At 62.4% G+C, this 13,386-nt stretch carries 10 protein-coding genes; 4 read left to right on the top strand and 6 right to left on the bottom strand.

The window, feature by feature from the left end:
- Positions 1–148: 148 nt before the first annotated feature.
- A complete protein-coding gene (locus C8D92_RS01055; protein ID WP_116918194.1) occupies positions 149–1,438 on the bottom strand; it encodes an AAA family ATPase in 1,290 nt (429 codons plus the stop codon).
- A gap of 178 nt (positions 1,439–1,616) precedes the next feature.
- Between C8D92_RS01055 and C8D92_RS01050 the strand changes: the two genes are divergently transcribed.
- Positions 1,617–3,623, top strand: a complete 2,007-nt coding sequence (locus C8D92_RS01050; protein WP_116918193.1) for an HDOD domain-containing protein — start codon at positions 1,617–1,619, stop codon at positions 3,621–3,623.
- 107 nt (positions 3,624–3,730) lie between these two features.
- Positions 3,731–5,896 (top strand): putative bifunctional diguanylate cyclase/phosphodiesterase, encoded by a 2,166-nt coding sequence (locus tag C8D92_RS01045; protein WP_116918338.1) that lies wholly within the window; start codon positions 3,731–3,733, stop codon positions 5,894–5,896.
- Positions 5,897–5,910: 14 nt separating this feature from the next.
- Here the strand turns inward: C8D92_RS01045 and C8D92_RS01040 are convergent, their stop codons facing one another.
- Positions 5,911–6,735, bottom strand: a complete 825-nt coding sequence (locus tag C8D92_RS01040; protein ID WP_116918192.1) for a type 2 periplasmic-binding domain-containing protein — start codon at positions 6,733–6,735, stop codon at positions 5,911–5,913.
- 354 nt (positions 6,736–7,089) lie between these two features.
- Between C8D92_RS01040 and C8D92_RS01035 the strand changes: the two genes are divergently transcribed.
- Positions 7,090–7,824, top strand: a complete 735-nt coding sequence (locus tag C8D92_RS01035; protein WP_095609706.1) for a class I SAM-dependent methyltransferase — start codon at positions 7,090–7,092, stop codon at positions 7,822–7,824.
- Between the two features lie 5 nt (positions 7,825–7,829).
- On the opposite strand, the gene murI is transcribed toward C8D92_RS01035, so the two are convergent.
- Both murI and nudC read right to left on the bottom strand, forming a co-directional pair.
- The gene (murI, locus tag C8D92_RS01030; RefSeq protein WP_116918191.1) at positions 7,830–8,642 is read right to left on the bottom strand and encodes a glutamate racemase; all 813 of its coding nucleotides are present in this window, start codon (positions 8,640–8,642) and stop codon (positions 7,830–7,832) included.
- Positions 8,639–9,430 carry an NAD(+) diphosphatase gene (gene nudC / locus C8D92_RS01025; protein ID WP_116918190.1) on the bottom strand — a complete coding sequence of 264 codons (792 nt, stop codon included), beginning with the start codon at positions 9,428–9,430 and terminating at the stop codon, positions 8,639–8,641. Before nudC ends, murI begins: the two co-directional genes overlap by 4 nt.
- Before the next feature lie 215 nt (positions 9,431–9,645).
- Between nudC and plsB the strand changes: the two genes are divergently transcribed.
- A complete protein-coding gene (gene plsB, locus C8D92_RS01020; protein ID WP_116918189.1) occupies positions 9,646–12,111 on the top strand; it encodes a glycerol-3-phosphate 1-O-acyltransferase PlsB in 2,466 nt (821 codons plus the stop codon).
- Between the two features lie 9 nt (positions 12,112–12,120).
- Here plsB and C8D92_RS01015 read toward each other — a convergent pair whose 3' ends face one another.
- Entirely contained in the window at positions 12,121–12,939 is an 819-nt protein-coding gene (locus C8D92_RS01015; RefSeq protein WP_116918188.1) for a class I SAM-dependent methyltransferase, read from the bottom strand.
- A complete protein-coding gene (locus tag C8D92_RS01010; protein WP_243402317.1) occupies positions 12,939–13,379 on the bottom strand; it encodes a UDP pyrophosphate phosphatase in 441 nt (146 codons plus the stop codon). The genes C8D92_RS01015 and C8D92_RS01010 overlap by 1 nt, the downstream gene beginning before the upstream one ends.
- Between the last annotated feature and the right edge of the window lie 7 nt (positions 13,380–13,386).

Raw genomic sequence — 13,386 nt, 5'->3', positions numbered from 1 at the left:
CGGATCGGACCGCTACCGGGACAGCCGGCACCATTGTTGTTCTTTCGTGCCACCTTACAGGGCACAAAATGACAAATTGGTGACCTGTTCCAAAGTTTCAGTGTTGGCTGTCGACGGGCGTTTGACGACAGAGCCACCCGGAGGCGGCTCAGGATGCGTCCGTCAGCATCGCCAGCAGGCGGTCCAGCGAGACGTCCGCTGGCTTCTCCCGCAGCGCCTGAATCAGCGCCTGCTGTTGTCCGAAACGCTGTTCGTCGTAACGGGGCTGGGGTTGGCCGGTTGTGTCAGTCGACGCCGGCTCGGGCGCCGCTGGCGGTGGGTCCACCTGATCCGCCAACTGCCGGAGGTGGCTGGCCAGGTGGGTGCGAAGCGCCGGAGAGAGTTGCTCCCAGGACATCGCCGCCAGCCCCGTCTGAATCGCCTCGATGGTCTCACCGTCCATATGCCGGCCCAGCTGTTCGAGACAACTGACCAACGCCTCATACCGCTGCAATTCAGTGGTGGCTGGATCGGCCAACAGCGCTTCCAGCTCGATGCTCCACTGACGCCAGCGATCGTCCGCACTGACGGGCGCCGTCGGCTTTTCAACCGGGCGGGATCGCCCGGACTGTTTCTCTGCCACGCGATTCCAGTACGCGGCAAAACCACTGCGCCGGGGCTCCAACTGGTCAAAGCGGACTTTCAGCATGTCCACAAGCACGCGGAACTGCCGACAGGCAGGCTCGGCATCCGGCATCAGTACGACCGGCTGCTGGCGGGACACGGCACGCCGGACACTCTCATCCTGCCAGACCGCCCCGAGATAATGGGGTGTCATGTCCAGATGGCGCTGGAGCGCCGCGTAGAACCGCTGGAAAATCGACTGGGCATGCTTGGGCCCGCGGGCCATATTGATGAGGATGCTTGGGGTACGCTTGTAGCCCCGGCGCTTGAGCACTTTCAACAGGCTGAACGCATCGGTCAGCGATGTGGGGTCCGGCGTGACGACCACACACGCCAACGCGGCACTGGCAATCATGTGGAGCACACCGGCCCGCAACCCGGCCGCCGTGTCGATCAGGATATAGTCGTACTGCTGCTCCAGACCCGCCAGCCGGCGCATCAGCGAGAGCCGGTCCGAGGGCGCGATCGACATGCACCGCTCCACCCCCGAGGCCCCTGGCAGCACATCAAGCCCCCAGGGCGCCCGGAAGATGGCCTCCTCCAGGGTGCATTCATTGTTGAGGACCTGCTCCAGCGTCCGGCTGGGGTACTGCCCCAGCATAATGGTGACGTTGGCCAGATCCGTATCACCATCCAGCAGAAGCACCCGATGCCCCTGTCGCGAGAGGATCAGGGCCATATTGAGGGCGACGGACGTTTTTCCGACGCCCCCCTTTCCCCCGGTCACCGCCAGAATACGCGGCTGATGTCTGACTGCGTTTTGAGAATCCGACATGACTGGTTTCTGTCATCCCCCCGGTCGGGACGCGGGGTCCCGTTTACATTCTGTTATTGTGATAACCGTTCATTGTACACGGTGCCGGCGGCGGAAAAATCATCAAACCCTTTGCGAACGGCGATTGTTTGTCTACTATCTGTCCATACTAAAGACAGGCGTTATTCCAAGTTGACCTATGCCCCCAGCCCCGATCAACATACCGCCCGATACGGACCTGCCGAGTCTGCCGCAGATCGCACTGCGGGCGCTGGAGGCATGCCACTCCGATGCGTCATTCCGGGATATCGCCCGGATCATCGATACCGACACGGCGCTGTGCGGGCGGATGCTGGCGCTCGCCAACTCGGCACTCTATCGCCAGGCCAACCCGGTCAAAACCATCGAGCAGGCCATGCTGCGCCTGGGCATCCGGCAAATCGAGTCACTGATCATTACCGCCTCACTGCGCCAGCTACTGGTGCGACTTGAACCCGAGCACTGGCAACAGCTGCGCGATTTCTGGCGTCACTCGTTGACCACGGCGCTGATTGCCCGGGCTCTCGCGCGCCTGACACGTTACCCCTCGACCGAAGAAGCCTACATGGTCGGGCTGTTGCACAACGCCGGCGAACTCGTCCTCATGAGCAGTCCCGCCGATCATCCCGTCGCCGAATACCCGGCCAGCGAACTCGGTGCGGCTCTCTGCCACCATTGGGGGTTCGACAGGCACGTTGAGGATGCCGTCCGGTATCAACAGGAATCCCCGGATTCCATCCGGGACGCCGGACACCTGGTCAAACTGGTTCATCTTTCCACACGGCTCGCCCTGGCCGATTCCGGAGGACTTGATGCGGCGCACCTGCTGTTTGGCCTGACCAGCGCCCTGACCCGGGAGATCTGCACGGGCATTGAGCAGGATGTTCAGTCTCTTGCGGACAGCCTGAACATCGACCTGAGCGGGTCGGGCGATGACCGCCCTGCCCGGGACCGGCTGTTCCGCGAGGTGGTCAGCACCGCCATGATCGAGCGCGTCATGCAGGATATGCCAAATGACCTGCCGTTTGACGATGTGATGCTCGATGGACTGCGACACCTCACCATGCTGACGGGGCGGCCAGCCTCCTTACTGACCATTGCGGACCGGGAACTGACCCTCCGAGAGGCAACCGTCGGTGGCGCTCCGGCTATGACCATTCCCCTGGACGCACCGCAGAGTCTGGTCACACGGGCGGTTGAAACCGGGGATATGCTGGTGGGTGATGCCGACAGTGACAAGGCCACTGTGCTGGACCGCCAGCTCATGTCGCTGCTGGGTACCCCTACCCTGATGACACGACCGGTCGTCACGGCCGAGGGCACCGGCGGCGTCTACGTCATCGGACTCCAGGCCCGGGCGAGCGCCGAACGGTATCGCGAACTGCTGACGCTGTTTGGTCGCCACGTTCATCGACGACTGACCGAGCCTGCGCCGGCTCCGGACAGTCAGCACCTGCTGGACCAGGCGTCACGCCAGCTGGCCGTGCGGCGTCAGGTCCACGAAATCAGCAACCCACTGACGATCGTCCGCCAGTACGTCAGTCAGCTCCAGCGCCGCCTGGCCAACCCGGATTCCGACACCGAGACGATGGACAACGACCTCACCATCGTCCGCGAAGAGCTTGATCGGGCGGCACACCTGCTCGAACAGCTCCGGGAAGTGGAAATCACCAGCCTCGACGAGACGCCGGGCGATGATCCGATCACGGATCTCAATGACGAGCTGGAAACGATGGAGGCGCTGTTCAGGGAATCCCTGTTCCGGTCGGCCGACATCGAGTCGGCGATGGAGCGCACATCGGCATCCGGACTGGTCCGGGCCCGACGGGGCGCTCTCCGTCAGGTTGTGACCAACCTGGTCCGGAATGCGGTGGAGGCCATGCCGGAGGGGGGGCGCATCACCCTTCAGACCGATGCACCGGTCTGGCAGGGGACCAAGCAGTGGGTCGAACTGACCATTTCCGATTCAGGCCGGGGACTGCCTGATTCGATCCGGCAGACGCTGTTTCAGCCGGTTGCATCGACCAAGGGTGCGGGGCATAGTGGCCTCGGTTTAAGCATCGTGAAACAGATTGTTGATGACATGGAGGGCATCATCAGCTGCAAGACGGGGGCAGGCGGAACCAGTTTCCGGATTCTCCTCCCGGCAGCTGGCAAGGACCAGTGAGCGAATTGCGCTGGCGGGCTCCCATCCGGGAACGGATTTTCCCGATGGGTGTGTCCGGGGCAGGGAATGCCGGAATGAACGATGTATCCGACATCCACGGGCAAAATATGAACGACCAGACCGACACGCCGTCAATAAAAAACGCCCGCATCCTCATTGTGGATGACGAACCGAGGCTTCTTAAGAGTCTGTGCGATCTGCTGACAGAACAGCATTTCGCCCCCGAACAGGCTCTCGGAGGGCGCGACGCCTGCAACCGGCTCCGGGCCGAGCCGTTCGACCTGGTGCTTCTGGACCTCCGCATGCCGGAGGTGGATGGCCATGACGTCATGGCATTCCTTGAGCAGCACCGCATCGACGTACCGGTGATCGTCATCAGTGGTGAGGCCTCGTTCACGTCGGTCAGCCGGGCCCTGAGGCGGGGTGCCCAGGATTATCTCCGTAAGCCCTACGATCCCGACGAGCTATTAACCACCGTCAACAACGTCCTGCAGAAACGCGCTCTGGAAGAAGCTCACGAGGCCGTACAGGCGCAGCTGCAGCGCTCTGAAGAGCTGCATCGATACATCGTCAACACATCGCCGGACATCGTGTTCATGCTGGACAATGAGGGCCGGCTCTGCTTCGTCAATGACAAGATCGAGTCGTTACTGGGCTACGCGCCATCAGAGCTGGTAGGTCGTCATTTCCGGCACCTGATCGATGAGCAGGATATCCGCCGGGGTCTCCAGGCGCTGGAAGACCCGGACATCTCGGCCGACAACCCCCGCACCTTTGAGCTGCGACTCAAAACACGGGGTAGCCGAAAGCCCAACCGTCACTTCGAAATTACCGCATTTCCCATCGGCGACAACCCCGTCAACATGCTACCCAGCGATGGTGTTGCCGGTAACACCCGGGACGCAACCATCTACGGCAGTGCCCGGGACGTCACGGATCGCAAGGAGGCCGAGGCCTTCATCAACTTCCAGGCCTATCACGATCTGCTGACGCGCCTGCCAAACCGCGCCCTATTCCAGGATCGACTGATGCTCGCCATGACGCAGGCCGAGCGCAAGGACCAGAAACTGGCGGTGATGTTTCTGGATCTGGACCGTTTCAAGGTCATCAACGATTCGCTCGGTCACGGCATGGGGGACCGACTGCTTCAGTCCGTCACACAACGCCTGGGAGGCTGCCTTCGAGGCGGCGATACGCTCTCCCGGTTCGGCGGAGACGAGTTCACATTGCTGCTGCCCGACATCGAGAGTCGGGAGGACGCCCGCCGCATTGCCCGCAAGCTGATCGATGCCCTGAAGGCCCCATTCCAGCTTGGTGAGCACGAAGTGTTTGTCGGCGTCAGCATTGGCATCGCCCTGTTTCCCGAATCCGGTAACAGCATCGACGAGCTGATCCAGGCCGCAGACATCGCGATGTACCATGTCAAGGCCAGTGGCAAGGATGGCTACCGCTTCTTCTCAGACACCATGAGCGTGGATTCCGCGCATCGCCTCAGCCTGGAAAGGGACCTGCGGCAGGCGCTGGTCCGGGATGAGTTGCGAGTGCACTTCCAGCCTCAGGTGTCCGGTAGCAGTGGCGACATCGTCGGCGTCGAGGCACTGGTGCGCTGGCAGCACCCGGAACGAGGGCTGCTCTATCCCCGCGATTTTCTGCCACTGGCCGAAGAAACCCGGCTGATCGCCGACCTGAGCGAAAAGGTCGTGGAACTGGCGTGCCGTCACGTCGGCCGTTGGATCCGCGAGGGCCGGGACGATCTGCGCCTCGCCGTCAACCTCTCCCCGATCCAGGTCGATCACCCCCGGTTCGTCGATAACCTGATGGAATGCCTGACCGAAACCGGATTTCCGCCCGAAAATCTGGAAATCGAGATCACCGAGAACGTCATCATGACCGATCTGGAGCAGATCAGTCGCAAGCTGCGCAAGCTGGCCGGTCACGGTGTCCGGATTGCGATCGATGACTTCGGGACCGGCTATTCTTCCCTGAATTACCTGCATCGACTCCCTATCCACACACTCAAGGTGGATCAGTCGTTCGTGCACGGCATCCGTCGCGGCGAGGAAGGCGCGTGCATCGTCAACGCCATCGTCGCGATGGCCCATGGCCTGGAGCTGGATATCGTAGCCGAAGGGGTTGAGACAGACCTGCAACTGGCCTATCTGCGCAACCTGGGGTGCCAGCAGATTCAGGGGTTCTACTATGGCGCCGCTACGCCAGCGGCGGAAATCGAGCGGCGCCTGTTCGGCAGGAGGCCAGTGCCAACTGCCATCTGAGTGACGCCTCAGCGCTACTCGGTGAGATAACTGGAGCGAATGTCGCGGATACGACCCTGATCGCGCAGCTCCCGGATACGCTGAGCCACATAATCCCGAAAATCCGGGGGCCAGTCCGCATCCACCGCCAGGTAGATGTCGAAATCGGGAATCACCTCGTCCAGGTCAATCCAGCGCAGGCAGTCGGCGGGCGGCCGGTCACGAAACGTCATGTGATACTGCAGCCGGCTTTTCATTTCGACGAAGCCATCCACGCGCTGCAGTTCCACCAACCGGATGCCCGCTTCGTAACGGTCAATCGCCACCTGTTTGAGGCGCCCCTTCTGCGACGCAGCCTCAATGGGCGGATACTCGAAATGGCGGAGCGTCACGAGGCGCCTGCCGTCAAGCGCTTCCACATCAGAAATCCGGTCTGGAATCGTGGGCGCACAGGTCAGCAGGACATGATGCGTTGAAAACAACGGCTCGTGAATCATCGTTCCCACGTCCTCAAAGGTGGCCCACTGGGTCGCGTCATAGGTGACCCAGTGCCTCACCTGACGCTCACGCGCCATCTGTTTGAGTCGGTTAACCGGAAGAACCCGATGCTTAACGCCATAGGAGGACGGTTCGAAAATGGCGTCAACCAGATCACTGACGATGCCGCCATGGCTCTTGCCGCCCTGAACAATCTGGAAGGGAGCCGCCTTGCTATCAATGACAAGGTAATTGACGGTGCGATCCGAGTCGCTCGCGATTGCCGGTGACGCAAGAAAGCTCAGTATGATAGCCGCCAACAGGGCGCCACGCCTGCTCCGATGCTGCTGAAGGCCTGAGTGATGGTCACTGGCAATGGTCATCGCGATCTCCGTATGCCAATCGGGCGGATACCGCCCCACGTCCACCCGCCAGGACGTGCCCCGGGGAAGACGTCAGGTCTTGGTCAAAGATACGTCAAAAGAGCGACGGTGACGACCCGAGCGCCCAAAACGGCACCTTATAGGATTGTCCAACATTCCGTTTTCATTTCTTGACGATGTTTGCAAAGCATGTCGTTGGGTAACGGCATGTATCCAAAATGCGGGGCAGACCACAAAACGGACGTCCGCTCTCCTCTAACGTCAACACCGACACATCCCACGTTCCGGTTTCGGCTCATGAGCAGGCGCAACCGGTCACAAAGGGCTCACGAATTCGGACGGTCGGACGGCATCATGCAGGATAAATACAAGTACATCGGTCCGCTCTACGACTTTCTCAGCGCGATCTACAGCGGTCGAAACATCCACCGCTGCAAGAACGCCATGCTCGACAGCAGTCGTATCCAGCCGGGCACACGCGTTCTCTTCGCCGGCGTCGGCCATGGCCGTGATGCTATTCACGCCGCCGAGCTGGGGGCGGACGTGACCGTCGTGGACATCTCAGAGACCATGCTGAAGCAGTTTGGTCATCTGCAGGAAAAAGAAGCCCCCCACCTGTCGATCCGGCAGGTCCATGACGACATTCTCGCTGTGGGCGAACCCGGCGGGTATGACATGGTGGTGGCCAACTTCTTCCTGAATGTCTTTGACGAATCAACCATGCTGGAGGTTCTGGAGCATCTGGTGAAGCTCGCCCGGACCGATGGCGACGTCGTGGTCGGGGACTTCTGCTACCCCACGGGCAATGTCTTTCTTCGGGCCTTCAAACAGTTCTACTGGTACGCCGCCGCTTCCATTTTCTGGGTTCTGGCGAACAACCCGTGGCACAGCATCTACAACTACCCGCGCTATATGAGGGAGTTGGGGCTCGATATCGTCGAAATGCGCCATTTCAAGCTGCTGAACGTCAACTGCTACAGCTCCATCCTCGGTCGCAAGCGCGCCAGTCGCCCCGGAACGCCCCCCACACAGGAACAGGCCGGCAACGCCGAACGCACCAGCGACCGACTGGCCATGGACGGGGCCTGAACGTGTCAGCCGCAGCCGGGTTCGTCCGAAAGAAGCGACCCGGCGGCCAGGCCCACCCGCTCCAGCAAGCAGGGTAGTCCTTCGGGCACGGGGCCGGTAAAGCAAAGCCCCAATGGCGCGGGCGGGCCACTGACCAGCGCCTCACCCAACAGCCCCTCACCGTCGAGAAGAAACCGGACCCGACGGGCAATGGCATCTCCCGAATCGACCCAGTGACGGACTTCGGGCAACGCCTCCGAGAGGCTTCCGGCGAGCAGCGGGTAATGGGTGCAGCCCAGCACCACCGTATCCACCTCCGCCTCAATCAGCGGCGCCAGTGCCCGGCGCAGGGTCGAGCGATCGGGCGCCGCCCCCGGGACACTGTCTTCGGCCCAGCGCACCATATCCGACAACCCCAGACGCACGACGTGACAATCCGGCGCGAAATTATCAATCAATCGGTCCGTATAGGGTCGCCGGACCGTTGCCGGTGTGGCCAGGATGCCAATCCGGCGATTCTCGCTGACAGCGGCGGCCGGCTTGATCGCAGGCACCACGCCGACCACCGGCACGGTCAACCGCTCACGCAACCGGGGCAGCACCAGCGTACTGGCCGTGTTACAGGCAATCACGACCAGATCCGCTCCCGTTTCCTTCACACCCTCGCTGATCCGCCCGATGCAACGCGTCATGACGTCGCCAGCCGACCGGTCGCCGTACGGGAAGCCGGCGGTATCGGCAAGGTAGGACAGAACCACACCCGGCATCTCGCGCTGGATACAACCCGCCACCGTCAGCCCGCCCAGCCCGGAATCAAACACCAGCACCCGAGCGCTCATACCGATGTTTCTCCACTGAGAGCATCGCGGATCAGCCGCCCGGCAATGGTCGTGAGTGGCGGCACGGGCGGAAGCTCATCCGGCGCGAACCACCCCCCTTCCGCCAACTCATCCGCCTGTAACCGCATTTCTCCGCCGTGGTAATCGGCGTAAAAACCCAGCATCAGATTGTGGGGAAAGGGCCAGGGCTGGGAGGTGTGATAGCGCACGTTACGGACCTGGAAGCCAGTTTCCTCCCGGACTTCCCGGGCAACGGCCTCCTCAGCACTCTCGCCAGGTTCGATAAAGCCGGCAATCAGACTGAAAAACCCATGGGCGTGGCGGCTGGATCGCGCCAGAAACAGATGATCGCCATCACGAATCAACGCGATGACACACGGAGCCAGCCGGGGGTAGAACGGAAGCCGGCAATGCGCACACCAGCGGGCCCGCTCCTGGCCGTGATGCTCCGTCGCCCGGCCACAGCGTCCGCAGAAACGGTGGTCCTCCTGCCAGCGCATGATCTGACAGGCGGTCCCCAATACCGCGATCATCGGATCATCGCTGCTCATCAGGGCGTCCCGCAGGGGGACTTCCCGGGGGTCATCGTCCGGGGCGCGAACCGCATAGAGACGGCGACCGTCCAGCATCCCCAACGCCACCGGCTCGTTCCCGTCCTCTGTCAGTGCGGGCGACCAGTCGTGAATCCAGCCTCCGGATGCCGGCAACACTGAGCGGCCATGGCAGATCAGCACACCATCCCCGGCTTGGGGCGGCCCCGCCTGCCACTCCGGCACCCATCGAACCATGATCCCTCCTTCGGCATCCATCTCACTGACGGTAAAAGCTACCACATTCGCCAATCGGTGCGGGAACGGGCCTCTGTGACGCCTTGCGGCGATCGAGGCTCTCATTGGCTCAGCCGGTCAACAGATTGACCTGGCCGGACACCAGCCCGCGCTTTCCGGGGCGCCGTCGACCAAGTAAACTTGGTCCCCCCTGATGGACTGGAGCTGGAGCCAAAATGCGACTGTTTCCGGGATTAACCGGCCTGTTTCTCACCCTGATCCGGAAAATTCTGTTTCTCTGGGTCCGGACCGATGTCATCGGTGCGGATCGCGAGGAGCTGGGCCTCGATCCGGACAAGCCGGTTTGCTATGTCCTCCAGCATCGCTCACTATCCAGCCGTCTGGTCCTGGAACAGGAGGTGCTCCGGGCCGGCCTCCCCTCGTCCCAGGCACCGCTGCCGGTGCACAAAGGCCCCCGGCGTTCGTTTTTCTTCCTGTACGAGCGTCTCGGCGGACTCTTCCGTCGCCGCCGTGCCCCGGTACTGACTGATCGCGTCCGTCAGGTCACCGACCTGGCCGTGGAAGACCCGACCCTGGACGTTCAGCTGGTTCCGGTAACGCTTTTCTGGGGCCGCTCTCCGGACAAGGAGAAGTCCCTGCTCAAGATCCTGCTCTCCGATACCTGGTCCGTTGCCGGGCGGCTCCAGAAGTTTCTGCTGATTCTCATCCACGGACGCAACACCTACGTGCAGTTCAACCCCCCGCTGTCACTCCAGCAGGTGGTCGAGGAATACCGGGACAACGAGCCACGCGCCATCCGAAAGGTCGCCCGTATCCTGCGAACGCACTTCCGTCGCGTCCGACAGGCGGTACTGGGGCCGGACCTGTCCCATCGTCGCACGCTGGTGTCATCGCTGGTCCGGACGACGGCCGTGAAGGACGCCATCCGGAAGACAGCCCGTGACACGGGTCAGAGACCGGACAAGGTGCGGGCGAAGGCGTTCAAGTACGCTGATGAAATTGCCTCCGCGATGTCGATCGTCACCATCCGTTTTCTGGAGGTCGTTCTCTCCTGGCTCTGGAACCGGATCTATGACGGTCTGCGCGTCAACAATATCCAGGTTCCCCAGGACGTGGCCAGGGACAACGCGGTGGTCTACGTCCCCTGCCACCGCTCCCACATCGACTACCTTCTGCTGTCCTACGTGCTGTACCGCAATGGCGTCATGCCTCCGCACATCGCGGCCGGCATCAACCTCAACATGCCGATCGTGGGCCCGATCCTGCGCCGCGGGGGGGCGTTCTTCATGCGCCGCAGCTTCAAGGATAACCCGCTGTACGCCGCCGTCTTCAATGAGTACATGCACGTCATGTTCTCCCGGGGCTATTCGGTGGAGTATTTCGTGGAAGGCGGCCGCAGCCGGACGGGCCGGATGATGCCGCCAAGACCCGGTATGCTGGCGATGACCGTCCGCAGCTTCCTGCGGGACCATCGCAAGCCCATCGTGTTTGTGCCGGTCTACATCGGTTATGAGAAAGTGATGGAAGGCCGGAGCTACCTGGGCGAACTGCGTGGTGGCAAAAAGCAGAAGGAAAGCATCTTCTCGCTGGCACGCACGGCCCGGAAACTGTCCCGTTCGTTCGGTCAGGTCTCGGTCAATTTCGGCGAACCGATCCACCTCGCCACCGTGCTGGACGAGGTCCACCCCGACTGGCGCGAGGAGGCCTATGACGCCGACTATCGTCCGCAATGGCTGACAGGCGCGGTGGACACCCTCGCCGATCGGGTCGTGACTCACATCAACAGTGCGGTGGCGGTGAATCCGATTACCATGCTGGCTACCGTCCTGCTGTCCGCACCCCGGCTTGCCATGGACGAGACGCTGCTGGTCCGTCTGATGAACCAGTTCCGGGACCTGATCCAGACCTTCCCATACTCCGACCACGTCACCTTCCCGGATGGCGATGGTCACGACTGGCTTCAGTACGGTGAGGAGATGGGACTGGTTTCCCGTTACCGGCAGGCGCTGGGGGACGTTATCACGCTGGAAGGCAGCAACGCCGTTCTGATGACGTACTACCGCAACAACACACAGCACCTGTTCGCACTGCCGGCACTGGTCGCCTGCCTGTTCGAGAACTACAACAGCCTGCCACGGGAAAAAGTGTTGTTCCTGGCCCGGTCAATCTACCCCTACATTCGCTCAGAACTGTTCCTGCGCTACCCCATTGACCAGGTCGAGCCGGTGGTGGACCAATGGATTGATGTGCTGGTCCGGCATGGCCTGCTACTGAGCGACGGCGACCGGGTGGCGCGTCCAACGGACGGCAGTGACGAGGCCATGCACCTGCACGCCCTGTCGCAGTGCGTCATTCAGACACTGGAGCGGTATCACATCGCCATCGCGATTCTGCGCAAACACGGCTCCGGGCGCATCACAGCCGAAGAGCTGGAAAAGCAGAGCACGCTGATGGCCGAACGCATGTCGGTGCTGTTCGGTCTCAGCGCCCCGGAATTTTTCGACAAGACGCTGTTTCGCAACTTCATCGCCAACCTGTGCCGCAACCGCATCCTGACGAAGAACAGCGACGGCCTGCTGTGTTACACCAAGGCCCTCGACAGCGTCGCGGAAGACGCACGGCTGGTCCTGAATGCGGAGATGCGCCAGGCCATCCGGGAAGTCACGATGCTCCAGGCCTGACCGGCGGGGTCATTCGGCAGGCCCCTCCGGCAGCTTCTGGTGGGTATAGACGTCGAAACGACTGCTTTTGCCAGTCAGTTGCAGATCGGGAACCGGGCCGTCGATGGGCGGGGCCAGTCGCGGGCGCTTGACGACGACGCGGTAGCGGGCGACGTCAAGCGCGGCCGCCAGCAGCGCGGGGGCATCATCGTCATTCCCGACCAGTTCGCGGAACAGCGCCATCTCTTTCTTCGCTTTCGCGGCCTTGCCGGTCTCAGGGAACATCGGGTCCAGATAGATCACGTCCGCAACCGGCTCATGCTGCTCCTCAAGCCAGCGAATGCTATCCCCTGGCCGAACCGTCATGCGCGCCACGACCGGCCCGGCACCGGGGTCCTCCGCGGCCCTTCCCAGCCCGTCCTCCAGCAGAGCGCGAACGATCGGGGACCGCTCCATGAGGGTCAGGCGGCAACCCAACCCGGCCAGCACATAGGCGTCTTCCCCCAGTCCCGCGGTGGCATCCAGTACATGCAGTGTGCGGCGGGTTTTCTTCAGGCCGACGGCTTTGGCCACCAGCTGCCCGGTGCCGCCCCCATGATCCCGGCGATAGCCGGCCTTACCCCGGACGAACTCGCAACGGACCGGGCCCGGCGCCTTCCGCCCCGTCACCTGCAACCCCAGCCCCTGATCCGTGACCAGCAGCAGAAGCGCGTAATCGGTCTCATGCCTGGGAATGGCGGGTTCATGCAAAAGCGGCAATGACAGGGCTGAAGACACGTCGCGAGCGCGGGCCAGACCGGCGTCATCCAGCGCCGCAATGGCCAGTGAGGGGCCGCCGGAGGTGATCATCAGACGCGGATATCGATGCCGGTGAGCTGATCACTCTCACCATCGTCGCGCTGGCTCGCCACGCCGGAAAAGGCATCCAGCGCCCGGCTGGTGGACAGGGGAAGATCATCGGCACGAAACCGCTCAAGACGGGCATCCTCGGCCGCCTGACGGGCCTGGACGCGTCGCTCCAGACGCTCGGGATCAATACGGTTGGTCTGGACTTCCCCGTCGACAATAGCCCGTGTATTCCGGCCGGATTCGTTGCGATCACCGGTCGGGCGGGTATTTTGGGAGGTATCCCGCTGGATGGGGCGTTCCGGCTGGAGCAACCCCACCCCGTTGTTGTTGCCGACACCACCAATCATGTTCAGACTCGGCTTCGCATAACCCCTGGGAACCGCCCGGGCATCGGGCGCCCCCGCATCGTCCAATCGGGCGCTGTTCAGAAAACCAACCACGAAAGTC

It is taken from the genome of Tamilnaduibacter salinus (assembly GCF_003096655.1).
GTDB lineage: Bacteria > Pseudomonadota > Gammaproteobacteria > Pseudomonadales > Oleiphilaceae > Tamilnaduibacter > Tamilnaduibacter salinus.
This window is presented reverse-complemented; position numbering and strand designations above follow the sequence as displayed.

Excerpts from the sequence above, each read along its gene's own strand:
- C8D92_RS01055 (WP_116918194.1), bottom strand. The coding sequence starts at position 1,438 with ATGTCGGATTCTCAAAACGCAGTCAGACATCAGCCGCGTATTCTGGCG.
- C8D92_RS01045 (WP_116918338.1), top strand. The coding sequence starts at position 3,731 with ATGAACGACCAGACCGACACGCCGTCAATAAAAAACGCCCGCATCCTC.
- plsB (WP_116918189.1), top strand. The coding sequence starts at position 9,646 with ATGCGACTGTTTCCGGGATTAACCGGCCTGTTTCTCACCCTGATCCGG.
- nudC (WP_116918190.1), bottom strand. The coding sequence starts at position 9,430 with ATGGTTCGATGGGTGCCGGAGTGGCAGGCGGGGCCGCCCCAAGCCGGG.
- C8D92_RS01015 (WP_116918188.1), bottom strand. The coding sequence starts at position 12,939 with ATGATCACCTCCGGCGGCCCCTCACTGGCCATTGCGGCGCTGGATGAC.
- murI (WP_116918191.1), bottom strand. The coding sequence starts at position 8,642 with ATGAGCGCTCGGGTGCTGGTGTTTGATTCCGGGCTGGGCGGGCTGACG.
- C8D92_RS01035 (WP_095609706.1), top strand. The coding sequence starts at position 7,090 with ATGCAGGATAAATACAAGTACATCGGTCCGCTCTACGACTTTCTCAGC.
- C8D92_RS01040 (WP_116918192.1), bottom strand. The coding sequence starts at position 6,735 with ATGACCATTGCCAGTGACCATCACTCAGGCCTTCAGCAGCATCGGAGC.
- C8D92_RS01050 (WP_116918193.1), top strand. The coding sequence starts at position 1,617 with ATGCCCCCAGCCCCGATCAACATACCGCCCGATACGGACCTGCCGAGT.